This window comes from Aromatoleum evansii, assembly GCF_012910805.1.
GTDB classification, from domain to species: domain Bacteria; phylum Pseudomonadota; class Gammaproteobacteria; order Burkholderiales; family Rhodocyclaceae; genus Aromatoleum; species Aromatoleum evansii.
This window is the reverse complement of the sequence record NZ_WTVK01000042.1, coordinates 1-25732: the sequence shown is the minus strand read 5'-3', so window position 1 is coordinate 25732 and position 25732 is coordinate 1. Positions and strand designations below refer to the sequence as shown.

Genomic DNA, 25732 nt, shown 5'->3' with positions numbered 1-25732 from the left:
GGCGCGCCGCCACACTGGCATCTTTATTGCATATCCGCGCCCATACAAACAAACAACCACATCCACATCATGCTAAACAAAATCGCCACTGCAACCATCGTCACGATCGGCGTGCTTGCCTCTGATGTTGCATGGTCGGGGACACGCTCGGATTCCGAGTTCCTGCAGCAAGGCACGATCGGCAATACCCGGCATAACCTGACGCAGCGTCAGACCGCCGGCGGAGGCCCGACCGGCACGCAAATGGATGCCGTTCGTAACAACTACGAGCAAGTGTGCGTCTATTGCCACACGCCTCACGGGGCCAACCAGAATATCAAGGCCCCCCTCTGGAACCGCACGGTCCGCACCACCACCTACACCCTCTACAGCCAGCTGTCGCTGTCCCAGGATGCGACGCAGCCGGGCCCCAGCTCACTGACCTGTCTGTCCTGTCATGACGGCCAGACGGCGGTTGACTCGATCATCAACATGCCAGGCAGCGGCAAGTACAACGCGGCACTCGCGCTGAACCCCGACGCCGCGACCACGAAGACCCTCCTCGATGCCTGGAGCACCACCGACGACGCATTCGACCACTACGCGCTTAAGGACAACAACACCGAATGCTTGAGCTGCCATTCACCAAGCGGCCAAGGCGGCGCGCAGGACTTTAGCGCGTATGCACTCGGCACCGACCTCCGCAACGATCACCCCGTGGGCGTGAAACTGCCCACCGGCGCGGAATGGAATGTCCCCTCCGGCACGTATCAGAACGTGCGCTTCTTTGACACCGATGGCGATAACCGTCCGGACAAGAATGAATTGCGCTTCTATGACTCGGGGCAAGGTTTCGAAGTCGAATGCGCGTCCTGCCATGACCCTCATGGCGTGCCGGGAGCGACCGCAAAGTTCCTCCCCACCTTCCTGCGCGTCTCGGTGGATGGCAGTCAGATCTGCCTGACCTGTCACGTGAAGTAACCAGTCATCTCCGGGATCAAAATAGAGAAGGCGCCGAAAGGCGCCTTTCTCGTTTTTAGAAACCATTTACGTAACATTGTCTTTGAATTGAGAAACATCTTTATCGAAATGTTGCGCCTCCTGGTCATGCCAGGCGCCGCAGACTTTCGTTGGGCGCTCGTCCGAGCAGGTTTCGAGTACCCAACCATCCCGCAGTGACCACTGCAAAGACTCCGGCAAGCATGGCGCCCATCAGCGGGCCGAGGTCGGGCACGTAAACCATGCCAAATCCGTAGCGCGCGAGGATCCACCCAAGGGTGGCAGCCCCGCCTCCGGCGAGCCCGCAGGCGAGCCCGGCAAGCACGACGAACTCTGTCACGAGCGCCCTGCGCAATTGCGCGTTGCGGGCCCCCAAGGTTCGCAGCATTCCAAGCTCGTAATCACGCTCGTCATGCGTCGACTGCAGCGCCGAGAACAGCACGAGGAAGCCCGACAAGAGCGCGAACGCGAAAACGCTCTCGACGATGACGATCAGCTTGTCAGTCATCGCACGCATCTGGGCGATCACCGCATCGATGTCGATGACCGACAGATTCGGGAATTGCCTGACCAGGTCGGTCGGGAATCCTTGGTCACCCGGAGACAAGCGGAAGCTGGTGATGAGGCTTGCCGGGTCGCCCTCCAGCAGCCCAGGCGATGCGATGAAGAAGAAATTCACGCGCATCGAATCCCACTTGAGATCCCGGATGCTCGTGATGGGAGCCTCGACCAGGCGCCCGGCGACGTTGAAGCGCACGCGGTCGCCCACCTTCAGGGAGAACGTCTCCGCCAAACCGCGCTCGACCGAGAACTGCGCAGCTGTATCCGTCCCATGCCAGCGCCCGCCGACAACAACGTTCCCGTCCGGCAGCCGGCTTCCATAGCTGAGATTGAACTCCCGTTCCGCCAGGCGCCGTGTGCGCTCGTTTTCATAGTCCTCCGGTCGAACCGATTTTCCGTTGATCGACTCCAGTCGACCACGAATCATCGGGCGGATATCCGGGTCCTGCAGTCCTCGGGCGAGAAACGCCGCCGACAATGCTTCACGCTGATCCGGCTGGATGTTGATCACGAAACGATTGGGTGCGTCGGGCGGGGTCAGCGCACGCCAGTCGTCGAGCAGGTCGGCGCGCACGATGCTGAGCAGCAACAGGGTCGTCATACCCACGCCAAGCGCGACGATCTGAATGACGCTCGCGCCGGTCCTGCGCACGAGGGAGGCGATGCCATAGCGCCAGCCGTTTCCGCCGAGCGATGTGGCGCCCCTCATGCGCCCGAGCAGGTGCAGGCAGCCCGCGGCGGCGACGGCGTACAGGACAAGGGCAATAACGAAGCCGCCCGCAACCTGGATACCGAGCCGCAGGTCGCCGGCTATCCAGAACACGAGGGCCAGCAAGGCCAGGGTTCCCGCCGCCCACGCGGAAGCACTGCGTCCTTCCACCAGCACGATCTCGCGTCGGAGAACACGAAGAGTCGAGACGCGCCCGAGGCGCAGGAGCTGGGGAAGCACGAATCCAACAAGCAGCACCACACCGACAGCGATCCCGTGAGCGAATGGCAAGAACGAGGGCGGAGGCAGGGGGGTGTTCATGATCTGGACGAGGATCCGTGCAAGCCCCAGTTGCACTGCCCAACCGAGCAGAGCCCCCAGCGCCGCTGCGGCCAGTCCGAACAAGGCGAATTCTCCCACGACGATCGAGACGACCTGCGTCTGCCTGGCCCCCAGGCAACGCATCACCGCGCAGGCATCAAGGTGTCTCTGCATGAAACGGCGGGCGGAAATCCCGATCGCAACGGCGGCGAGAATCACAGTCAGCAGCGCCGCCAGACGCAGGAACCGTTGCGCCTGATCGAGGGCATTGCGTACTTCGGGCCGCGCATTCTCGATGCTTTCGAGCGTCTCGCCGCGCCCCAGCCGGGCTTTCGCCCAGCGCTCGAATGCAGCGACAGCGTCGGGCTCGCCGGCGACATGCAATCGCCACGTAGCCCGGCTACCCTGAATCAGCAGGCCCGACTCGGCAAGATCTTCGACGTTGAAAATCGCTCGGGGAAGCAGGCTGAAGAAATTGGCCCCGCGGTCGGACTCGAAGGTGACGGTCGCACCGACCCTGAACTCCAGGCGCCCCAGCCCAACGCGATCGCCGACCGCTACGCCGAGTGCCGCCTGCAGGCGCTCGTCGAGCCAGACCTCGCCGCGTGCAGGGATGTGATCGGCGATGGCGTCGCCGCGGGTGGGCTCCGTCGCGATCCGGATGTGGCCGCGCAGTGGATAGCCTGCGCCTACGACCTTCACGCCAGCCAGTTGCGCCGCGGTGCCGGTGCTTACCATGCTGGTGAACAGCACGGTGCCGGTATGCCTCAGCCCCAGGCGCCCTGCCTCGCTGCGATAACTGTCGTCCCACGGGTGATCGGCCCTCAGCAGCAGATCGCCGCCCAACAACTGGTTCGCTTCGCGATCGAGTCCGCGGCCGACACGGTCGGCGAGGAAGCCCACGCTAGTCAGGCAGGCCACCGCAATCACGATGGCAAGTCCCAGCAGATGGAGCTCCCCCGCCCGTAGGTCGCGCATCATCATGCGCAGGGCGAGGCGTAAGGTATTCATGCGCGGGTTGACGGCGCCTGCCGCCAAAGGTTCAGGCCTTGGGCAGCAGGCGCCTTACGAGTTCGACCCAGTAGGCGACGCCGAACGGAATGATGGCGTCGTTGAAATCGTAGTGCGGATTGTGCAGCGTGCATCCGCCCTCGCCGGGACCGTTGCCTATCCAGACATAGCAACCCGGCTTGTGACGCAGGTAGAAGGCAAAGTCTTCGGCCCCCATGCTTGGAGGCAGGTCGGTCAGGACGCTCGCCCCGGGGAGGCTGCCCGCCACCGCGGCACAGAGCGCGGCCTCATCGGAAGTGTTGATCGTCGGCGGGTAGCCGCGGCGATAATCGACCTCGACATTGACGCCGTGGCTCGCGGCCACACCCTGGCCGATACGCGCGATGGCCGCCTCGATGCGGTCCTGCACGGCAGCGCCGAAGGCGCGCACAGTGCCACACAGCTTCGCCCGATCCGGGATGACGTTGTACGCTTCGCCGGCATGGAACTGCGTCACGGACACGACAGCCGAATCGAGGGGGTCGAGGGTGCGGCTGACGACGGTTTGAAGCGCCTGCACCAGCGCGGCACCGGCGATGATGGAATCCGTACCGAGGTGCGGCATCGCACCATGTGCGCCCTGGCCGCGGATCTCGATGTCGAAGCGGTCGGCGCTCGCCATCACGGGCCCGTCATGCACGGCGAAGTGGCCGGCGGGGAGGCCGGGCCAGTTGTGCATGCCAAAGATGGAGGCCATGGGGAAACGTTCGAACAGGCCGTCGTCGACCATCGAATCGGCGCCGCCCTCGCCCTCTTCCGCCGGCTGGAAGATGAAATAAGCGGTCCCGTCGAAGTCGGGGTGCGCTGCGAGCACCTCGGCGGCACCGAGCAGCATCGTCGTGTGGCCGTCGTGGCCGCAGGCATGCATGCAGCCGGCGTGTTGCGATACGTGGGCGAAGTCGTTGCGTTCCTGGATCGGCAGCGCATCCATGTCGGCACGCAGGCCGATGGCACGCAGGCTGCGTCCGGCCTTGAGCACGCCGACGACCCCGGTGCCGCCCAGGCCGCGATGCACCTCGATACCCAAGGCCTCCAGGCGGCGAGCGACGAGCTCCGCGGTGCGGTGCTCTTCGAATGCGAGTTCGGGATGCGCGTGGATGTCGCGCCGCAGCGCGGTCAACCCAGGATGGCACTGCCGGATTTTTTCGGGGATGCTCATGGCCTCACCTGTCGTCGCAGGTTTGCGATGCGTTTGTCTGTCGGGGGAACAGTCCGAGTTTAATGGGCATCGCGCCGCGCGTCGATCTCGCCTGCACGCTGATGGCTGCGACGAACATTCCCTTCAGGCGGCACGTCGGTGGCGCTCGTGCGACACCATCAGAGGACCTGATAGACACGCAGCTCGAATCCTTCGCCCGCGTAGCAGGCATCGAGGGGTTTGAGTTTCTGCACACCGCCATTGCCCGTGACAAAGAGAGGCAGATCCGGGGCGCCGAACGCACGTGGAGGTGCGATCACCCGCACGGCCTCACCGCGCCGCAACGGGTCGCACAGCAGCACGTCCGCGGGCCGGCGCCCGTCGTCGACATGGGCGAGACTCGGTCCGCGCGACAGGATCTCCAGCCCCACGTGCGCACTGTCGTCGTCCTGGGCCCAGGATCGCCGTACCAGGGCAAGCTGCCACCCCTCCCCGTCGACCGGATGAATCCCGACGAGCTGGCCAATGCTGACCGAGCCGCTGGCAGCGATTGCCCCCACCCCGCCACGACTGAGATCCCGAAGTCGCCATTCCTCCCTGCGAATCCCGTTTTCGCCCGCGAACACTTTGCGCAGGTCGTCGATGCCGGCGACAGCCGCAAGCACCCCTTCGATCACATGGCGCCGGTGACGCCTGACCGGCTGGGTCGCGGACCAATGCCGCACGAGATGATCCAGTGCCTGAACGCGCAGCGACGCGGTTCTTGCGTCCGACGGGGAGGCCGAGGGTCGTGCGTCGTCGAGGGCGCGATCGTGTGCTTCACGGAACATTTCCGGCGCAAGGCCGGGCGACAGGAACCAGGCCCCCACCACAGCCTCCGGCTGGCCGACGAGTCGGCATGGGGCACTTCCCTCCTGCGGGGAAACCCAATGGGTTGCTTCCTGGAAGGCGGCGGACTCGAATCTCACGACGGGCACGGCCAGTTGCAGCAATCGATCCACGGCGCCCAGCAATGGCGCCGGAAGGAGATCGAGCGACGCGGCGCAGGCGGCAAGCGCCCTAACGTAGTGGAATTCAACGGACGCTTCCGCCCCCTTTGCCGCCAGCGTCGGGCCTGCGATTACGGTGTTGCCCTCGCGCACCGCGTGCAGGAAGGCGTCCCCCAGCCAGCGCCACAAATGGGGATGCGGCGGCCCTCCGCTGCATCGCTCCCATATCACGCGCTCGGCACCGGCTCGAACTAGCCGCAACCGGAGCGCGTCAGCGCCATCGGCCTGCCTGGCGCCCTCGCCTTCTCCATCGCATGCGGCGAGGCTGTGCTGGAGCCGATCCAGCAGAACGCCGGCGAGGTCGCGCACCGCGTGGAGCAGCGGGCGGCAGTCGCGCGTGTCCTCAAGAGTCGCGAGCGTTTCGCGGACGCGCCCGATGCACGCGATGACGGCATCGTCGATGCGCCCAAGGACGCGGCGGTCACTCGCAGCATCGAGCGCTTCCATTCGGGAGAGCGTCGCCAGTTCGCGTTGCAGCGCCCTGATTTCACCGAGCAACTCGGAAAGCCTCGCGTAATTCGCCCCGCCACCGACCATTGCGCGCGCCGTCTCGGCCCGGGCAATGATCGGCTCCTGCGGCTCACGACCTCCCTGGCTCACCACGCAATCTCCGTAAGTTATGTGTCCGCCGGGATAGGGCGGCTTTGTAACAAGGCTAACACACGCCGACGAAGGTAATTCGTGATGACTTGTACGCCGGGCCTACGATGTAGAATCGCGCTCTCTCTGCGACGGACTCATGCATGAAACAGTATCTCGACTTGATGCGGCACGTTCTCGAACACGGCCACCGGAAGTCGGACCGCACCGGCACCGGCACGCTGTCGGTGTTCGGCTGGCAGATGCGCTTCAACCTCGACGAGGGCTTCCCCTTGCTGACGACGAAGAAGCTGCACATGCGATCGATCATCCATGAGCTGCTCTGGTTCCTGCAGGGCGACACCAACATCCGCTACCTGAAGGAAAACGGCGTCTCCATCTGGGACGAATGGGCCGACGCGGATGGCGAGCTCGGACCGGTGTATGGAAAGCAATGGCGGCGCTGGGAAACTGCCGATGGGCGGACGGTGGACCAGATCGCGCAACTGATCGACGGTCTGCGGCGCAACCCGGATTCGCGGCGCCATATCGTCTCGGCGTGGAATCCGGGCGAGGTCGAGGGCATGGCGCTGCCGCCGTGTCACGCGCTGTTCCAGTTCTATGTCGCAGGCGGACGCCTGTCCTGCCAGCTGTATCAGCGCAGCGCCGACATCTTCCTCGGCGTGCCGTTCAATATCGCGTCGTATGCGCTGCTGCTGCTGATGGTCGCGCAGGTATGCGATCTCGAGCCGGGCGACTTCGTGTGGACCGGGGGCGACTGCCACCTTTACCAGAACCACATCGAGCAGGCGAAACTTCAACTTTCGCGCGACACGCGCCCGCTGCCGAAGATGAAGATCAACCCGGACGTGAAGGATATTTTCGCTTTCCGCTTCGAGGACTTCACGCTCGAGGGCTACGACCCGCACCCCCACATCAAGGCGGAAGTGGCGGTATGAGCGCGGCACAGACCGAAGTCGTGCTGATTGCAGCGGTCGCCCGCAACGGGGTGATCGGCCGCGACAACGCCCTGCCCTGGCGCCTTAAGGCGGACCTCGCGCACTTCAAGGCGACGACGGTCGGACACCCGGTGCTGATGGGCCGCAAGACATGGGAATCGCTGGGCCGGCCACTGCCCGGACGGCGCAACTTGGTGGTGACGCGCGACGGGTCGTATGCCGCCAGCGGGGCGGAGGTCTTTGCCAGCCTCGACGACGCCCTTGCGGCCACGGGAGGCGGGAAGGTGTTCGTGATCGGCGGGGCGGAGATCTACCGCCAGCTGCTGGAACGCGCGGATGCGCTGGTGCTGACCGAGGTCGCAGCGGAGGTGGATGGCGACGCCTTTTTCCCCGACTTCGACCGAGCGCGCTTCACCGAAACCCGCCGCGAGTCGCACCCTGCGGACGCGAACAACGAATTTCCCTTCGACTTCGCCGAATACCGGCGCAAGCCCTGATCCGCCCGGAGTGCCGCGGCGACATCGCGCCGCGGCACCGACCCGAATTGCTCAGTCCTGCCTGACGCAGTCGACAAAGTAGTCGACGCGGCCGTTGGACTGCTCGCGCACGAATCCGTGGATGTCCGTCTCGAAGCCCGGGAAGGCGGCATTGAAGTCGCGCGCGAACTTCAGATAGCGCACGATCGTAGCGTTGAAGCGCTCGCCCGGAATCAGCAGCGGGATACCCGGCGGATAGGGGGTGACGAGCATTGCCGTGACGCGCCCTTCGAGCTCGTCGATCGCGACGCGCTCGATCTCGCGGTGGGCCATCTTGGCGAACGCGTCGGCAGGCTTCATCGCCGGCACCATGTCCGAGAGATACATCTCGGTGGTCAGGCGTGCGACGTCATGCGTCTTGTAGAAGGAGTGGATCTGCGCGCAGAGATCCTTGAGGCCGACCTTTTCGTAGCGCGGATGCTTGGCGATGAAGTCGGGCATGATGCGCCACAGCGGCTGATTGCGGTCGTAGTCGTCCTTGAACTGCTGCAACTCGGTCACCAGCGTGTTCCAGCGGCCCTTGGTGATGCCGATGGTGAACATGATGAAGAAGGAGTACAGTCCGGTCTTCTCGACGATGATTCCGTGCTCGGCCAGATAGCGCGTCAGGATGCCGGCGGGGATGCCCGATTCGTCGAAGTCGCCGTCGACGTCGAGGCCCGGGGTGATGATCGTGGCCTTGATCGGGTCGAGCATGTTGAACCCGGGGGCAAGATTGCCGAAACCATGCCAGCGGTCACCGGCATTGAGCATCCAGTCCTCGCGCGTGCCGATACCCTCCTCCGGGAGATACTCCGGCCCCCACACCTGGAACCACCAGTCGTCATCGCCGAACTCGGCATCGACCTTGCGCATCGCGCGGCGGAATTCGACCGCCTCGGACAGCGACTCCTCGACCAGTGCAGGCCCGCCCGGGGGCTCCATCATCGCGGCCGCGACATCGCACGAGGCGATGATCGCGTATTGCGGCGACGTCGAAGTGTGCATCAGGTAGGCTTCGTTGAAGATGTCGCGATCCAGCTTGCGGGTCTGCGAATCCTGCACGAGGATCTGCGAGGCCTGCGATAGGCCGGCCAGCAGCTTGTGCGTGGATTGGGTCGAGAAGATCATCGACGTCTCGCAGCGCGGGCGATCGGCGCCGATGGCGTGATAGTCGCCGTAGAAGTCGTGGAACGCGGCATGCGGCAGCCAGGCTTCGTCGAAGTGCAGCGTGTCGATCTGGCCGTCGAGCATCTCCTTGATGGTCTCGACGTTGTACACCACGCCATCGTAGGTCGACTGCGTGATCGTGAGGATGCGCGGCTTCTTGCTCGCGGCCTCGCGGGCGAACGGATTGGCCTCGATCTTGCGTTGGATGGTCTCCATCCGGAATTCGTCGATCGGGATGGGACCGATGATGCCGTAATGGTTGCGCGTCGGGGTGAGGAACACCGGCACCGCTCCGGTCATGATGATGGAGTGGAGAATGGACTTGTGGCAGTTGCGATCCACGACGACGATGTCGCCGGGCGCGACCGTGGTGTGCCACACCATCTTGTTCGAGGTGGAGGTGCCGTTGGTGACGAAGTAGAGGTGGTCGCAGTTGAAGATGCGCGCGGCGTTGCGCTCGGAGGCCGCAACGGGGCCCGTGTGATCGAGCAGCTGGCCGAGCTCCTCGACCGCGTTGCAGACGTCGGCGCGCAGCATGTTCTCGCCGAAGAACTGGTGGAACATGTGGCCGACCGGACTCTTCAGGAAGGCGACGCCGCCCGAGTGGCCGGGGCAGTGCCAGGAGTAGGAGCCGTCGGCGGCATAGTGAACGAGGGCGCGGAAGAACGGCGGCGGCAGGCTCTCGAGGTAGTTCTTGGCCTCGCGCACGACGTAGCGCGCGATGAACTCCGGCGTGTCCTCGAACATGTGGATGAAGCCGTGCATCTCGCGCAGCACGTCGTTGGGGATGTGCCGGCTGGTGCGGGTTTCGCCGTAGAGGAAGATCGGGATGTCGGCGTTGCGGAAGCGAATCTCCTCGACGAAGGCGCGCAGGTCGGCGATGGCCTTGTCGGACGCTTCCGGTGACGAGAACTCCTCGTCGTCGATCGACAGGATGAAGCCCGACCCCTTGCTCTGCTGTTGCGCAAACGAGGTCAGGTCGCCATAGCTGGTGACGCCCAGCACTTCCATGCCTTCGTCCTGGATCGCCTGCGCAAGCGCACGAATCCCGAGCCCGCTCGCATTCTCGGAGCGGAAGTCCTCGTCGATGATGATGATCGGAAAGTGAAAGCGCATTCCAGTTTCTCCAGCTTTCTGCCCTGCGGCAAACGGGAATCATACCCGTGTGTGGTTTGGCCCCGTATTACCGGAAAGTACAAAGGGCCGTCAGACGGCCCCTGTCGATGATCGCTCCGTGCGAGACGGATCGGATGGGTGGATCAGATCTTCGGCAGCGTCACGCCGGTCTGGCCGAGGTACTTGCCGCCCCGGTCCTTGTAGGACGTGTCGCACACTTCATCCGACTCGAAGAACAGCATCTGCGCGACGCCTTCATTGGCGTAGATCTTCGCCGGCAGCGGAGTCGTATTGGAGAACTCGAGCGTCACGTGGCCTTCCCACTCGGGTTCGAGCGGGGTGACGTTCACGATGATGCCGCAGCGCGCATAGGTCGACTTACCGAGGCATACGGTCAGGACGCTGCGCGGGATGCGGAAGTACTCGACGGTGCGGGCCAGCGCGAAGGAATTCGGCGGGATGATGCAGACGTCGCCGACGAAATCGACGAAGTTGCGCGCGTCGAAGTCCTTCGGATCGACGATCGTCGAGTTGATGTTGGTGAAGATCTTGAATTCGTTGGCACAACGGACGTCGTAACCGTAGCTCGACGTACCGTACGAGACGATCTTACCGCCGTCGTTGTGGCGCACCAGCTCGGGTGCGAACGGCTCGATCATCCCTTGCTGTTCCGCCATGCGGCGGATCCACTTGTCGGACTTGATGGACATGGGGGCGCGTTTTCCTCGGCGACCTGTCCGGCACCGGCCGGACGCGAAAAATCCGCGTAGTTTAGGGCAAGCGCCGCCGGATCAAAAGACAATTCCGACGGCGCCCGCGCGTCAGGTGTTCTTGACGACGATATTGGGGAATTTGTGGGACATGTCCTTGGCCTTCTCGGCCACGCGCACGGCCACTTTCCGCGCGATTTCGCGGTAGATGCCGGCGATGCGTCCATCGGGATCGGCAATGACGGTGGGCGTGCCGCGATCGGCCTCCTGCCGGATCTGCAGGTCGAGCGGAAGGGCGCCGAGGAAGGGGATGTGGTAATCCGCGCAGAGCTTCTCGCCGCCGCCGGTACCGAAGATCGGCTCCTCGTGACCACAGTTGGAGCAGATGTGGACGCTCATGTTCTCGACGACGCCGACAATCGGCACACCGACCTTCTCGAACATCTTGAGGCCCTTGCGTGCATCGAGCAGCGCGATGTCCTGCGGCGTGGTGACGATCACCGCGCCGGTGAGCGGCACGCTTTGCGACAGGGTGAGCTGGATGTCGCCGGTACCCGGGGGCATGTCGATGATGAGGTAGTCGAGTTCCTTCCAGTTCGTTTCCTTGAGAAGCTGGTTGAGCGCCTGGGTGGCCATGGGGCCACGCCACACCATAGGCGTCTCGACATCGACGAGGAAGCCGATGGACATCGCCTGCAGGCCGTGCGCCTCCAGCGGCTCCATGGTCTTGCCGTCGAGCGAGTGCGGCTTGTGCTCGCCGATGCCCAGCATCTGGGGCTGCGACGGGCCGTAGATGTCGGCATCGAGAATGCCGACGCGCGCGCCCTCGGCCGCCAGCGCGAGGGCAAGGTTGGCGGCCGTGGTGCTCTTACCGACGCCGCCCTTGCCCGAAGCCACGGCGATGATGTTCTTGACGCCCGGCAAGAGCTTCACGCCCTGCTGCACGGCATGGGCGACGATCTTGCTGCCGACCTTGACATCAAGCTTCTCGACGCCCGGCAGCGTGCGCACCGCATCGACCGCGAGGTCACGAATCAGCGCGAACTGCGTGCGGGCGGGGTAACCCAGCTCGATCTCGAAACTCACGCTTCCGCCAGCCGCCTGGAGGTTACGGATGCACCGGGACGACACGAGGTCCTTGCCGGTATTCGGATCGACAACACTTTTGAGCACTTCGGTAACGGACTCGGGGGTGAGACTCATGACTGGCTTCCTCGGGATCAGGGGCCCGCATGCGGGGCGATAAGAACTGCATCATACCGAAGGCGGCGCCGGCGCTCACCCTCGGACGCAAAAGGGTCATTCCGCTGCGCACGGCGGGGTAAAATCCGCGCCTTGCACGACTGCCATCATTCAGGACATCCCGAGCATGACCCGTTTCCAGGGATTGGCGCTTTACGCGTTGATCGCGCTGCTATCCGCTTGCGCCACTCCGTCCGATCCGCAACGCGAGACCTCGACCCCGCCCCGCCCCGCCCGCGCTCCGGAGGGCAATCTGCCCAAGGTCGACTGGAGCACGGAACGGACGAGGATCATGCGCGCCCTGACGGGCGCCAGCGATATGTCGGTGATCACACGCAACGACGGAAACCTGCAAATCCTGATCCCGGGGGCCGAAGCCTTCGCCCGTGACGGCATCGAACCGCGTTCCAGCCTCCGTGCCACGCTCGACCGCATCTCCGGCGTACTGGGCGAGACGCCGGGGACCGAGATCGTGGTCATCGGCCATACCGACGGCGTCGGCAGCGAGTTGCACAACATGCAGCTCTCGATCCGCCGCGCGGAGGCAGTGGTCGAATACATGCGAGTCCGCGGCATCGCCCTGACGCGCCTTCAGGCCGACGGCCGCGGCGAGACGGAACCGTTCGCCGACAACGGCACCGAAGCCGGACGCGCGAAAAACCGCCGCGTCGAGATCATCGTCCGCCCTTTTTCCCGCTAGCCCCGGTTCGTGCGCCGACCGCTCATTAGGGCACGGCGCGTTTGTTACACTCCCGTTTTCGATTCCTGAATCCGCACATGTCCCGCAAGATCCTCGTCACGAACGCCCTGCCCTACGCAAACGGCGACATCCACCTCGGCCATCTGGTCGGCTACATCCAGGGCGACATCTGGGTGCGTTTTCAGCGCATGCGGGGCAGCACGGTGCATTACGTGTGCGCGGACGACACGCACGGCACGCCCGTCATGTTGCGCGCGGAGAAGGAGGGGATCACCCCCGAGGCGCTGATCGGGCGGGTGCATGGCGAGCACCTGCGCGACTTCACCGACTTCGGCGTCGCATTCGACAACTACCACAGCACGCACAGCCCCGAGAACCGCGCGTACGCAGAGGAAGTGTACAAGCGCCTCACGGCGGCGAAGCTGATCGATACGCGCTCGATCGAGCAGTTCTACGACCCGGTGAAGGAGATGTTCCTGCCCGACCGCTTCATCAAGGGCGAATGCCCGAAGTGCAGCGCGGCGGATCAGTATGGCGACAACTGCGAGGTGTGCGGCGCGGCGTATGCGCCGACCGAGCTGAAGAACCCGTACTCGGCCGTCTCGGGCGCGAAGCCGGTGCTCAGGACTTCGGAACACTACTTCTTCCGGCTGTCCGACCCGCGCGCGGTCGCCTTCCTGCGCGAATGGACGCGCGGGACCAACGCCGCCGGCGCCCGCCGCCTGCAGGCGGAGGCCGCAAACAAAATGAAGGAATGGCTCGGCGAGGAAGGCCAGGAAGGCGAGAACACCCTGTCCGACTGGGACATCTCGCGTGACGCCCCATACTTCGGCTTCGAGATCCCCGGTGCCCCGGGCAAGTATTTCTACGTCTGGCTGGACGCGCCGATCGGCTATCTGGCGAGCTTCCGCAACCTCGCGGACAAGCGCGGCGACATCATCGTGGATGACTTCGTCGATGCCGCGCGCGCCGAAGCGGCGGGCACGGAGATGGTGCACTTCATCGGCAAGGACATCCTCTACTTCCACGCGCTGTTCTGGCCGGCGATGCTGCAGTTTGCGGGCCTGCGCACGCCCTCGCAGCTGTGCGTGAACGGCTTCCTCACCGTGGACGGCGCGAAGATGAGCAAGAGCCGCGGTACCTTCATCACCGCACGCTCCTACGTCACCCAGGGCCTTAACCCGGAATGGCTGCGCTATTACTTCGCGACCAAGTCCAACGGCACGATGGAAGACGTCGACCTGAACCTCGACGACATGATCGCGAAGGTCAATTCGGACCTCGTCGGCAAGTTCGTGAACATCGCCAGCCGCTGCGCAGGCTTCATCACGAAGCGCTTCGAGGGCAGGCTTGCCGTAAGCGACGCCGCGGCGACGGCCGCATTCTCGGCGGCCCACGCGGCCGGCAGCATCGCGCAGGCTTACGAGGAGCGCGACTATGGCCGCGCGCTGCGCGAGATCATGCATCTCGCCGATCTGGCGAACCAGTACGTGAATGAGCAGAAACCCTGGGAGCTTGCGAAGCAGGAAGGGCGCGAGGGCGACCTGCACGTCGTGTGCAGCACCGCGCTGACACTGTTCCGCGACCTCACGCTGTACCTGAAACCGGTGCTTCCGGCGCTCGCCGCCAAGGTCGAATCCTTCCTGGCGATTGCGCCCCTGGCGTGGCAAGGTGAATGGCAGCCCCTGCCGGCCGGCCACGTGGTGAACGTTTACGCCCACCTGATGACGCGGGTCGAGCGCAAGCAGATCGACGCCCTGCTCGAAGCCAACCGCGACTCGCTCGCCCCGGCGGCCGCCACTGTGACGCCTGACGCGAAAGCCACCTCGTCGCAGCAGCGCCATGCGGAAAAGCAGCAGCATGCCGCCCAGAGTGCCGAAACGGCCTCGCCGCACATCTCGATCGACGATTTCACGAAGGTTGACCTGCGCATCGCGAAGATCGTCGCCGCCGAGCACGTGGAGGGAGCCGACAAACTGATCAGGCTCCAACTCGACATCGGCGAGGACAAGCCGCGGCAGGTGTTCGCCGGCATCAAGTCGGCCTACGACCCGGCCTCGCTGGTGGGGCGGATGACGGTGATGGTCGCCAACCTCGCGCCGCGCAAGATGAAGTTCGGCATGAGCGAGGGCATGGTTCTGGCCGCGTCCGATCCCGACGGCAAGACCGGCGGGCTCTACATCCTGTCCCCGGATGCGGGCGCGACTGCGGGGATGCGCGTCAAGTAAGGAAACGGCAGGCTCGCAGCCCGATGCCCCTCACTCCCTCGAAACGCTGGATCGTGTGGCAACGCACGGCCCCCGGATGCTGGTACGGCGGCAGCACCAGGGGTAAGCCACGGCACACAGAGGAATCGAGGAGGCATCGTGATCAGTTTTCGGCCCAAACTGTTTGATACCCTGCCCGGCTACGGGCAGGGTCATTTCACCCAGGATCTTTCCGCAGGCATCACCGTCGGGGTTCTCGCCCTGCCGCTGGCGATGGCATTCGCGATCGCCAGCGGGATGAGTCCCACCGCCGGCATCTGGACCGCCATAGTGGCCGGTTTCCTGATTTCGGCGCTCGGCGGCTCCAGGGTCCAGATCGGCGGCCCGACCGGGGCCTTCATCCCGATCATTTACGCCATCGTTGTCGACTATGGCGTCTCGAACCTGCTCATCGCCACGATGATGTCGGGGGTCATGCTGTTCGCCATGGGCGCGTTCCGCCTCGGCAACATGATCCGCTTCATCCCGGTGTCGGTGGTGATCGGCTTCACCAACGGCATCGCGGTGGTGATCTTCATCTCGCAGATCAAGGACTTCCTCGGGCTGTCCATCGACAAGATGCCGGGCGAGTTCTTCGGCAAGATGGAAGCGCTCCTCGGGGCGACCCACACCATCCACCTACCGACGCTCGCGGTGGCGGTGGCCTCGCTCGTCGTACTCCTCGCGTGGAACCGAACCGCCAAGCGCGTGGCCTGGATGCGGCGGCTCCCGGGACCGCTCGCGGTGCTGCTGATCGCCACCGCGATCAACGCAATCGTCCAGTTTCCGGTGGACACCATCGGCAGCCGCTTCGGCGGCATCCCGCAGCAGGTGCCCCACTTCGGCCTGCCCGAGCTGTCGCTTGGCACGCTGGGCAAACTCATCGCACCGGCGCTGACGATCGCGCTGCTGGGAGCAATCGAGTCGCTGCTGTCGGCCCGCGTCGCGGACAACCAGATCGACGACCGGCACGACCCGAACCAGGAACTGATGGCGCAAGGCATCGCGAACGTGGCCGCCCCGCTCTTCGGCGGCTTCGCCGCCACCGGCGCGATTGCCCGCACGGCGACGAACATCCGCTCCGGCGGGCACACCCCGATCGCCGGCATCATCCATGCGCTCGTGCTGCTGGCCGTGGTACTCGCGCTCGCCCCGCTCGCGAGCCACATACCGCTGGCGACGCTGTCGGCCATCGTGGTGATCGTGTCGGTGAATATGGGCGAATGGCATGCCTTCGCCTGGAAGGAGCTCACGCGCTACTCGCGCCAGTACCGCACCATCCTGCTCGGCACATTCTTCGTCACCGTCGTTTTCGACCTGACGCTGGCAGTCGAGTTGGGCATGGTGCTCGCAAGCCTGTTCTTCATCTACCGCATGTCCGACCTCACCCGCGTCGAGCGGATCGCGCTGGAAGACTATTACGGCGTCGAGGCCCTGTCGCGTGCCGACGGCACGCCGCGCATCCTCGCCTACCGCGTATTCGGCAGCCTGTTCTTCGGCGCGGCGAACAAGCTCGAGAACCTCATGCTGATGGAGGACGGCCATCCCGATGCGTTGATCCTCGACATGGAGAAGGTCATCAACATCGACACCACCGGCCTCGACATGCTGCAGGCGCTCCATCGCGCCCTGGAGAAACGCGGCACGCAGCTGATCCTTTGCGACCTGAACGCGCAGCCCGCCTCCATCGTCCAACGTTCGGGGTTCGGCGAAACGCTCGGAACCGAGAATCTCGCCGGCAACATCACCGACGCCCTGCTGCGCGCCCAGCGCTGCGGGAGCCGGGACGCGGAGGTGTCCTATGCATGAATCCGATCATGTCGCGCGTCACCTGCTGATTCAGGGACTCGTTCAGGGCGTTGCCTTCCGCGCAAGCGCCCGCACGGAGGCCGACCGTCTGGGACTTTGCGGCTGGGTGCGAAATCGCTCGGACGGATGCGTCGAGGCCGTGGTGGCTGGGTCGGCAGGAGCGGTCGAGCACTTTGTGCGCTGGGCTCACCGCGGCCCGTCCCACGCCCGGGTGGATAGCGTCGCCGTCAATCCGACGGAGCGGCCGGAACAGACCGGTTTCCGGATGCTGCCCACCTTGTAGCGGGCTGCACAAGGAAAAGCCCACCCGACCTTGCGATCGGGTGGGCTTCGCGCTCAGCACGCCGGGCTTAACGCCACTTGTAGCGCATGGAGGCACCGATGAAGGTGGTCTCTTGGGTTTCGTCCTGCGAGATCACCGTGCCGTCGATGTAGAACGCACGCGCCCACGCCCAGTCGTTCGTACTCCACTGGTTATGCGCCGCATCGAAGCGCAGCGTCAGGTCCTTCTTGAGGGCGTATTCGGCGAAGAGTTCCAGCGACGTCACCGTGTATTTGACGTCGGCGATCCCGGCCGAAACGGGGGTACCACTCAAGCCGTACCCGCTGAGGTTGTGCGAATAGGAGAGATCCCCCCCGAGCTTCCACTTTTCGCCGACGGTTCCGCGCAGGCCGACGCCGAATGCCTCGGTCAGTGACTTCAGGTTGGCCTGCCAGTCGGCGCTCGACCGCGCAGCATTCACCTGGCGGGCATATTCGCGCGAGGCCCACGCGTGCGTGCTCCACCCGGCGGAGAATGCATACGCGCCATCGACCGACCAGAACGTCCCGCGCCCCTTGTCGACACCGTATCCACCATCCTTGAAATCGTCGTCGAAGGCGTCGGCCGTCAACTGGAACGTCAGGACTTCGGTCGGCGCCCAGTCGAGACGAGCACGGACCTTTTCGCGGTCACGGTCGGCCAGGTGGTATGGCGTCGCGTAATACGCTGCCGCCGCACCGGTTGCCGTTTCCCTGACGAGATTCGAACCGCTGCGCTCGCTCTGGATGAACGCCAGCGATCCGTTGAGCGTCGCCGACAGCGAACGCGAAAGCTCGAGACGGTAGGCGGTTTCCTCGGTGCGCTTGCGGGTCGTGACCAGACGGGCGGCGTAGACATCCCGCTTCTTCTCGTCGTAATCGAGCCCCGCGGTCACCTTGAAACCGGCCGGGAGCATGTAACGGGCTTCGAGCTTGCCGGTATTGACCTCGAAATCGCGAGTCTCGTTCACACCGCTGAACGTTTTCGATGCCGTGGTCGAGAAATAGCGGCGCGCCGTGGTCTGATCGTCACGATTCTCGTGGCGCCAATCCGCAACGATGGTCAGCGCGGAAAGCGGCCGGGCGCTCAGGCCGACCTGGGCAAGCGTGGTCTCGACCTTGCCATCGAGGTCCCGGTTGCCGGGATCGGCGCGGACGACAAACCTGTCCTCCTGGTAAGCGAAGCTTCGTGCAACTTTAAAGTTGACCCGGGTAAGGGGAGTGAAATTGTACCCACCGGTCAGGTATAACTGGTGCGCGTAGTTGTCTGGCGGCAGGGCGATGCGGTTCGGGTTGGCGATGTCCATCAACCGGATCGAGGAGTTGCCATTCTCGAAGAACGACCCGTAGTAGCCGGCGGACAACTGCAGGTCCTTCCCTGCATAGCCGAGAACGACGTCGAGTTGCTGCATCGTGTGGTCGATCGGCTCGCCGATGAAGGCCACGTTGAAGTTGCCCGGATACACGCCGAACAGACGACGGCCTTCCTTCGTATCCTGCTTGGCCTTGACCTGCACGCTCCAGCCCGGGGCGAGAACGTACGAGCCGCCTGCGCTAATCGCCTCGCGTGCCGTCTTGAAGCGCACATCGCGCACACGGCTCGCGGGGCCGAAGACATCGAGCGTATCGTGGCCCAGTCCCTGCACCCCGGTCCTGACGTCGTACTGGGAGAAGCGCGGGGTCTGGTCGTATTCCAGGAAATACTTCCAGCTCCCCTGCACGCCATGCTCGAAACGCAGGCTGCGATTATCCAGGCCGAGGTTGCGGCCGTTCAGCAACAGCCAGCGCCCCGTCCCGTCGTCGCGCCGAACCAGATTAATGTCGGCGATTGCGTAGAGTCCCAGATCCGGCATGCCCGAGTATTGGCCGAAACGCGCCGCATCCTCGGTAAGGTAGCCCAGGCCCAGGCTCACGGAGCTCTCGGGGCGAATCAGGCGAGTGACGATATCGTCCTCGGCAAACGCCGGGGAAAAAGCGGCCGACAGCGATGCGGCGATGATGCTCAGGCTGACGGCGCGAACGCGATTGATCTTTCTCATGTCCATTCCCTCCCCTGTCAGCGGCGCAACGCACGGCCGGAGTTTGTGTCGTCGAACGGGTTGTTCGTGCCGTGGATGTTGGTATGGCAGTTCAGGCAGCCGCGCCCCACGATCAGCTTGGTCGCGAACGAGGCCGCCCCTGACACTGGGCCTTCCGGATTCGGCACCATCTGCTGGTGGCTCTGGTTCTCGTGACACTGCTGGCACAGGAATGGCGCGCGCTGCTTGAGCAGGTTGTCATTCACGCTGCCGTGCGGCGTATGGCAGATCGTGCAGTCTTCGGTCACCGGCTGGTGGCTGCGGACGAAGGGGCCGCGCTTTTCCATGTGGCAGGTGTAGCAGGTGGCGACCACGCTGTCGCGCTGCATCAGCTTCGGACCGGCCGAGCCGTGCGGATTGTGGCAGTCGACGCACACGACCTTGCGCTCGGGGATCGGGTGGTGGTTCGGACGCATCACCTGCGCGCGCTGCTCCTTGTGACAGGCAAAGCAGACATCGGGCTGGGTCTGGCGGTCGCGGACCGGATCCTCATGCGAGTGGATCTTGTGGCAGGAGGTGCACTCCATGTTCGCGGCGGCGTGCGGCCCAGTCTGCCAATGCGTGCGCTGGCCGCCCTGGTGGCAGTTGAGGCAGACCTGGTTGCGCTCCTCGATCGGCGTCGAGGACTTCGGTCCGAAATTGACGGTGGGCTTCGGGCGCTCCGTCACGTCGGACGGCTTGCTCACGTGCGTCGGGCTTTCCCCGTGGCACGAGGTACAGGTTCCGGCGTTCTTGTCGGCCATCGTGCCGTGGCGGGTCTGGCCGATCGACAGGACCGGCTTGGCCTCGCCTTCGTCGTGGCAGCGTGTACAGACCGCGTCGCCAACCTGGACGACGTCCTTTGCGGCATATGCATGGCCGATGAATGCTGCACCGGCCAGCAACGCCAGCATCCACTTGCGGATGCTTCCTGCTTGCTTGCTCATTAACTTCTCCCCTTTAGTACTGCCGGCGCACAGGCGACGACACCGCGTCGCCGCCTGTGCATCAAACGGCGCGAAGCGCACCACGACCGCGGGTAACTCATTAAGGAACCGCCTGCTGGCAGGTCCGGAGGTCCCGCCTCCCTGTTGTAATCAGCCGTGGCGCGCTTCGCACCGGATTCATGTCAAAGCGAAAGAATCCACTCGACGACGTTCTTGACCGCCGCCGGATCCTCGGTCTTCAGCGTCTCGTGGTCCTCTTCCTTCCCTTCGACCTTGACCTTGCTCGGCACGGTGACGTGCTTCGTGAGCTTCTCCATCGCCTCGGGCTTGCCCTTGTACTTGGCGGCAGTCTCCTTGAACGCCGGGCCGTCCTTCTTTTTCTCGACGGCATGACAGGTCAGGCACTTGCTCTTGCGCACCAGGGCGTCGGCGGCGGCGGCATCGACCGCGGCAGCCGGCAGGCTCGCTGCACTTGCTGCGAGGGCTATGGCGAAAACAAAAAGACGCTTCATTTCAACTCCTTGGCGAGGCTCCGGATTCGGCCTGCCCGATTTGTAGCAGAATGTTTCTTATACCTTTTGGACGATGTACCGGCAACCACCCTGTGGCGCCGAAACGACAAGCAAAACAGTTAGATACGGAAACGCCTGATTTCATCGCGCAACTGCGCCGCCAGCTGCTCCAGGCTGGCCGTCGCGCATGTGACGCCGTCGAGCGAAGCACTCGTCTGCTGCGCCAGCCCGGCGATCATCTCGACGCTGTTGGCCGCAAGGGAGCTCGCCTTCATCTGCTCGTCGGTTGCCGTGGCGATGCTGTTCATGCCATCGGCCACACCGCCAGCCGACTCCATGTTGCTGCGCAACGCGTCGGAAACGCGCAGCATCGACTCGCGGATGAGCACCAGCGCATCCGCTCCCTGCGTGATCGCGGCGCGCACCCCCACCGAACCCGAGTTCAGCTTGTGCGTGACGTCGTCGATGTCACTTGCCGAGCGGGTCGACTTCTCGGCCAGCTTGCGCACTTCGTCGGCGACGACGGCAAAACCGCGGCCGTGTTCCCCCGCCCGGGCGGCCTCGATCGCGGCGTTGAGCGCGAGCAGGTTGGTCTGGTCGGCGATTTCCTTCACCTGCGCGGTCAGGCTCGAGATCGCGTCGGTGTTGTGGATGAAGTCGCCGACGGTCTGGGTCATCTTGCTCACCGCGCTCTCGACATCGGACAGCCTGCCTGTGAGCTCGAGCACGTCGGCGTTGCCCGCCTCGGCGCGGGACAGGCTGTCGCGCGCGACCTTGAGCACCTCGCCGCTCGCCTGGGCAACGGACATGATGCTCGCCGCCATCTGCTCGACTGCGGAGGCCGCCGAAGCCGATTTTTCGGACTGCTCGCCCGCTCCGGCCCGGATCTCGACGGCCCCGCGCTGCAGATCGGAGGCGGCGCTCGACACCTGATCGGCCGACGAGGAAATGTTGCGGATGACGCCCTGCAACTTTTCCATCATCTTGTTGAAATAGCCGGCGGCCTTGCCCACTTCATCCTCGGCACGCACCGGCAGGCGCTGGGTGAGATCGCCCTCCCCTTCCGAAATGTCGCGCAGCCGGCTCGACAGCTCGGCCAGCGGCCGCGCGACCACCGCCTGCAGGAAAACGAAGATCAGGACCATCATCAGGCCCAAGGCCGCGAGCGCGCCGCCGATCAGCTTGGAGCGTGCGGCGGAGACCGCCGCATCCATGCGGTTGAGCGAAACCTCCATCGTCACGGCCCCCAGCACCGTGCCCTCGGGGTACTCGTCGTGACACTCGGTGCAGTCCTTGCCAAGGTAATTCGTGCGGTTGATGGCCGGGAACACGGCCTTCAGGATCTTTCCCTTGTCCGGTTCGTTACGCAGCTCGAAGAACGGCTTGCCGCTGTCGATCGCCGCCTTTTCGTCGGGCCCGACGTTCATTTCATCCTCGTCGCCGTCGCCGAACTGATGGATCACCGGCTCCGCCCGGACCACCCGCATGTCGGTCAGTCCCGACGACTTCTTCACCTGGTCGAGATAGATCGCGCGCTTCTTGATCGTCTTCGTGCTCTTCATGAACACCAGCGTCGCCATGGTCATCTGGTTGATCGTCTCGGCGAAGTCATGGGACTGATTGATCGCCATGTTCTCCTGCTCGGCCGACACCCATACGACCAAGGTCGTACCGACGGCGATGAGCAGGGTTCCGATCGCCAGCATCAGGCGAACCCAGATCGGCGAATTCTTCAGTCGTTGCATCATGGCTGTGTTGTCCTGTCTCTACTTCCTGCACGTGCGCGGGGCACACATGCGCGTGGCCATCACTCATACGTAGGTATTACGGTAACGCCGAAACAAAGTTTAACAATGATCGAAATCAGGGAAAAAATCGCACCAATTCCCCGGAAGCTCGCGATAGAAAACTTCTATCGACCACCTGTGCAAAAGGCAATTGGATCTTTCCAAATCATGGCAACATAATCCTCCGGTCATTCAACCCACTCTGGAGACGACTAACATGGCAGTCCTCGTCGGCAAGAAGGCCCCGGATTTCACCGCCACTGCGGTTCTCGGCAACAACGAAATCAAGAACATCACGTTCTCGGAAGTCACCAAGGGCAAGTACGCCGTGGTGTTCTTCTACCCGCTGGACTTCACCTTCGTGTGCCCGTCCGAGCTGATCGCCTTCGATCACCGCCTGGAAGAATTCACCAAGCGCGGCGTCGAAGTGCTGGGCGTTTCGATCGACAGCCAGTTCACCCACCTCGCGTGGAAGAACACGCCGGTCAACAACGGCGGCATCGGCCAGGTCCAGTACACGCTCGTCGCCGACATCAAGCACGAGATCTGCCGCGCCTATGACGTCGAAGCCGAAGGCGGCGTCGCCTTCCGTGGCTCCTTCCTGATCGACAAGAACGGCGTCGTGCGCCACCAGGTCGTGAACGACCTGCCGCTGGGCCGCAACATCGACGAGATGATCCGCATGGTCGATGCGCTGCAATTCACCGAAGAGCACGGCGAAGTCTGCCCGGCCGGCTGGAACAAGGGCAAGGCCGGCATGAAGGCCAGCACCGCCGGTGTCGCCGAGTACCTCGCCGAGCACGCCAAGGAACTCTGAGCGCTCGCAGCCGGATCAGCCGAAAGGCCGCGCCCTCACGGGCCGCGGCCTTTTTTGCGTCCGCATCAATTCGGATAGACGACCTCGACCGATTCGTGCGGCAACCACTCCCGCAGACTGTCGAGGAGCGCATCGTCGATACGCACGCGCCAGGCCGCGCCGAAGGGCAGCTCGGCCTCCGCCTGTTCGTTGCGATAGCGCAGCGAAACCGGGCAGCCGCCGTCGCGAAATGGCGAGAGCAGCGCTTCGAGCTTGTCCGCCGCCGCTGCGGCGCCACCCGCACCCTTCACTTCGCCATTGACGCTGATCTGGAGAGCCTTGGCAAAGCGGGAACGTGCCTCACCGAGCGACAGCAACTTGTCGGCGACGATGCGCAGCCCGCCGGTGAAGTCGTCGTTGCTGACCTTGCCTTCGACCACCAACACCTCATCGGTGACGATCTTGGTCCGGTTCGAGTCGAACGCTTCGGAAAAAACCGAAACCTCGCGCACCTGGGAACCGTCGTCGAGCACGACGAAGGCCATCTTGCCGCGGTTGGTCATCTTGGTGCGCACATCCATCACCACCCCCGCCAGCAACGCAAGATCGCGCGACGGCTCGAGCTGCGACAGCGGCCGCCGGATGAAACGTCGCACCTCGTCGCGGAAGCTGTTGAACGGATGGCCCGAAAGGAAGAAGCCGATCGCGGTCTTCTCTTCCTTCAGCCGCTCGCGCTCCGTCCACGGCCTCACGTTCGCATACTGGGGCGCGGCACCGGCGGCCTCCGGGACGAGATCGAACAGGCCTCCCTGCATCGCATTCGCGGCGGCCTGCTCGGCCGCCTCCATCGCCAGCGCGACGGTCGCGAGCAGGCGCGCACGGTCTGCCGTGCCGCTGGGCTCGATGGTGTCGAAGGCACCCGAACGGATCAGCGCCTCGATCACGCGCCGGTTGACCATGCGTCGGTCCACGCGCGTGCAGAAATCGAACAGATCCTTGTACGCGCCGCCGTTCTTGCGTGCCTCGAGGATGGAGCGCACCGCCGGCTCGCCCACACCCTTCACCGCACCAAGACCGTAGCGGATCGTCTTGCGATCCGTGGGAACAAAACGGTAGTCAGACTGGTTCACGTCGGGCGGCAGGACAGTGATCCCGTTCGCGATCGTGTCCTCGAAGAAGATCTTGATCGTGTCGGTGTTGTCGAGGTCCGCCGACATCGTCGCCGCCATGAAGGCCGCGCAGTGGTGCGCCTTGAGCCACGCGGTATGGTAGGTGACCACGGCGTAGGCGGCAGTGTGCGACTTGTTGAAGCCGTACTCCGCGAACTTCGTCATCAGGTCGAAGAGCTGCTCCGCGAGCGCCGGATCGTAACCCTTCTGCTTCGCACCGGCGGCGATCGTCTCGCGGTGCTTGGCCATCTCCTCCGGCTTCTTCTTGCCCATCGCGCGGCGCAGCATGTCGGCGCCGCCCAGCGTATAGCCGCCGATGATCTGCGAGATCTGCATCACCTGTTCCTGATACACGATCACGCCGTAGGTCGGCTCCAGGCAGGGCTTGAGATCCGGATGGAAGTAGTCGATCTCCTGCTGCCCCTTCTTGCGCAGGATGAAGTCGTCCACCATGCCCGAGCCGAGCGGGCCCGGGCGGTAGAGCGCGAGCACCGCAATGATGTCCTCGAAGCGGTCGGGGGCGAGCTTCTTGAGGAGCTTCTTCATGCCGTCCGATTCGACCTGGAAGATCGCGGTGGTATTCGCGTCCTTCAGGATCTGGTAGGCGGCGGGGTCGGTGAAAGGCAGCGCGGCGAGGTTGGGCTTCTCGCCGGTGAGGCGCTCGACGTACTCGACCGCGAGCTCGATGATGGTGAGGTTGCGCAGGCCAAGGAAGTCGAACTTCACCAGGCCCACCGCCTCGACATCGTCCTTGTCGAACTGTGACACCGGCGTCGCGTCGTCACCGTCGGCGATGTAGAGCGGGCAGAAGTCGGTGAGCTTGCCCGGCGCGATGAGCACGCCGCCAGCGTGCATGCCGACGTTGCGGCTCAATCCCTCCAGCGGCTCGGCGAGGCTCCACAGCTCCTGCACCGACTCGCCGTCGTTGCCGTCCTTCATCATCTCGCCGATCTGCGGCTCCATCTCATAGGCCTTCGCCAGCGAGACGGGTTTGGCGCCTTCGATCGGGATCAGCTTGGAGAGCCGGTCGCACAGGCCGTAGGGCAGGTCGAGCACGCGGCCGACGTCGCGCACCACCGCCTTGGACGCCATGGTGCCGAAGGTCGCGATCTGGCTGACCGCATCCTTGCCGTAGCGCTCGCGCACATACTCGATCACGCGGTAGCGGTTGTCCTGGCAGAAGTCGATGTCGAAGTCGGGCATCGACACCCGCTCGGGGTTCAGGAAGCGCTCGAACAGCAGTGCGTAGGCGAGCGGATCGAGGTCGGTGATGCGCAGACTGTAGGCGACGAGCGAGCCCGCCCCCGAACCC

19 protein-coding genes are annotated in these 25732 nt (G+C 64.4%); 8 read left to right on the top strand and 11 right to left on the bottom strand.

Annotated elements, in window-relative coordinates; all coding sequences use genetic code 11:
• Positions 1-69 precede the first annotated feature (69 nt).
• Positions 70-960 (top strand): cytochrome c3 family protein, encoded by an 891-nt coding sequence (locus GO615_RS19495; protein WP_169131100.1) that lies wholly within the window; start codon positions 70-72, stop codon positions 958-960.
• A 124-nt stretch (positions 961-1084) separates the two neighbouring features.
• Here the strand turns inward: GO615_RS19495 and GO615_RS19490 are convergent, their stop codons facing one another.
• The 3 genes from GO615_RS19490 to GO615_RS19480 form a co-directional block, all read right to left on the bottom strand.
• Positions 1085-3580 (bottom strand): ABC transporter permease, encoded by a 2496-nt coding sequence (locus GO615_RS19490; protein ID WP_169131098.1) that lies wholly within the window; start codon positions 3578-3580, stop codon positions 1085-1087.
• A 31-nt stretch (positions 3581-3611) separates the two neighbouring features.
• Complete coding sequence (locus GO615_RS19485) at positions 3612-4778, bottom strand: M20 aminoacylase family protein (protein WP_169131096.1); 1167 nt, start codon at positions 4776-4778, stop codon at positions 3612-3614.
• Between the two features lie 158 nt (positions 4779-4936).
• Positions 4937-6406: a cyclic-di-GMP receptor FimW-related protein gene (locus GO615_RS19480; RefSeq protein WP_169131094.1), complete on the bottom strand. Its 1470-nt coding sequence runs from the start codon at positions 6404-6406 to the stop codon at positions 4937-4939.
• A gap of 143 nt (positions 6407-6549) precedes the next feature.
• Here GO615_RS19480 and GO615_RS19475 point away from each other — a divergent pair, with 143 nt between their 5' ends.
• The gene (locus GO615_RS19475) at positions 6550-7344 is read left to right on the top strand and encodes a thymidylate synthase (protein ID WP_169131092.1); all 795 of its coding nucleotides are present in this window, start codon (positions 6550-6552) and stop codon (positions 7342-7344) included.
• Positions 7341-7841, top strand: a complete 501-nt coding sequence (locus GO615_RS19470) for a dihydrofolate reductase (RefSeq protein ID WP_169131090.1) — start codon at positions 7341-7343, stop codon at positions 7839-7841. The genes GO615_RS19475 and GO615_RS19470 overlap by 4 nt, the downstream gene beginning before the upstream one ends.
• Positions 7842-7892: 51 nt before the next feature.
• Here the strand turns inward: GO615_RS19470 and GO615_RS19465 are convergent, their stop codons facing one another.
• The 3 genes from GO615_RS19465 to apbC form a co-directional block, all read right to left on the bottom strand.
• Entirely contained in the window at positions 7893-10145 is a 2253-nt protein-coding gene (locus GO615_RS19465) for an arginine/lysine/ornithine decarboxylase (protein ID WP_169131088.1), read from the bottom strand.
• A 143-nt stretch (positions 10146-10288) separates the two neighbouring features.
• On the bottom strand, positions 10289-10855 hold the full coding sequence (gene dcd, locus GO615_RS19460) for a dCTP deaminase (protein WP_169131086.1): 567 nt from the start codon (positions 10853-10855) through the stop codon (positions 10289-10291).
• Between the two features lie 111 nt (positions 10856-10966).
• Positions 10967-12058 carry an iron-sulfur cluster carrier protein ApbC gene (gene apbC / locus GO615_RS19455; RefSeq protein WP_169131084.1) on the bottom strand — a complete coding sequence of 364 codons (1092 nt, stop codon included), beginning with the start codon at positions 12056-12058 and terminating at the stop codon, positions 10967-10969.
• A gap of 199 nt (positions 12059-12257) precedes the next feature.
• Between apbC and GO615_RS19450 the strand changes: the two genes are divergently transcribed.
• The 4 genes from GO615_RS19450 to GO615_RS19435 all read left to right on the top strand — a co-directional run bounded on the left by GO615_RS19450 (position 12258) and on the right by GO615_RS19435 (position 17135).
• Entirely contained in the window at positions 12258-12797 is a 540-nt protein-coding gene (locus tag GO615_RS19450; protein WP_246262374.1) for an OmpA family protein, read from the top strand.
• Between the two features lie 77 nt (positions 12798-12874).
• Positions 12875-15025, top strand: a complete 2151-nt coding sequence (gene metG / locus GO615_RS19445; protein ID WP_169131080.1) for a methionine--tRNA ligase — start codon at positions 12875-12877, stop codon at positions 15023-15025.
• 135 nt (positions 15026-15160) lie between these two features.
• Positions 15161-16852, top strand: coding sequence for a sulfate permease (locus tag GO615_RS19440; protein ID WP_169131138.1), 1692 nt, complete (start codon positions 15161-15163; stop codon positions 16850-16852).
• On the top strand, positions 16845-17135 hold the full coding sequence (locus tag GO615_RS19435; protein ID WP_169131078.1) for an acylphosphatase: 291 nt from the start codon (positions 16845-16847) through the stop codon (positions 17133-17135). Before GO615_RS19440 ends, GO615_RS19435 begins: the two co-directional genes overlap by 8 nt.
• 67 nt (positions 17136-17202) lie before the next feature.
• Here the strand turns inward: GO615_RS19435 and GO615_RS19430 are convergent, their stop codons facing one another.
• From GO615_RS19430 to GO615_RS19415, 4 genes are all read right to left on the bottom strand, one after another.
• Positions 17203-19065: an MtrB/PioB family decaheme-associated outer membrane protein gene (locus GO615_RS19430; protein ID WP_169131076.1), complete on the bottom strand. Its 1863-nt coding sequence runs from the start codon at positions 19063-19065 to the stop codon at positions 17203-17205.
• 143 nt (positions 19066-19208) lie between these two features.
• The gene (locus tag GO615_RS19425) at positions 19209-20156 is read right to left on the bottom strand and encodes a DmsE family decaheme c-type cytochrome (RefSeq protein ID WP_169131074.1); all 948 of its coding nucleotides are present in this window, start codon (positions 20154-20156) and stop codon (positions 19209-19211) included.
• 182 nt (positions 20157-20338) lie between these two features.
• The gene (locus tag GO615_RS19420; protein ID WP_169131072.1) at positions 20339-20668 is read right to left on the bottom strand and encodes a c-type cytochrome; all 330 of its coding nucleotides are present in this window, start codon (positions 20666-20668) and stop codon (positions 20339-20341) included.
• A 119-nt stretch (positions 20669-20787) separates the two neighbouring features.
• The gene (locus GO615_RS19415) at positions 20788-22416 is read right to left on the bottom strand and encodes a methyl-accepting chemotaxis protein (RefSeq protein WP_169131070.1); all 1629 of its coding nucleotides are present in this window, start codon (positions 22414-22416) and stop codon (positions 20788-20790) included.
• Positions 22417-22672: 256 nt separating this feature from the next.
• On the opposite strand from GO615_RS19415, the gene GO615_RS19410 reads away from it, so the two are divergent.
• Complete coding sequence (locus GO615_RS19410; RefSeq protein WP_169131068.1) at positions 22673-23272, top strand: peroxiredoxin; 600 nt, start codon at positions 22673-22675, stop codon at positions 23270-23272.
• A 65-nt stretch (positions 23273-23337) separates the two neighbouring features.
• Here the strand turns inward: GO615_RS19410 and dnaE are convergent.
• Positions 23338-25732 (bottom strand): DNA polymerase III subunit alpha (dnaE, locus tag GO615_RS19405; protein WP_169131066.1); only part of this gene is annotated, 2395 nt, incomplete at its 5' end.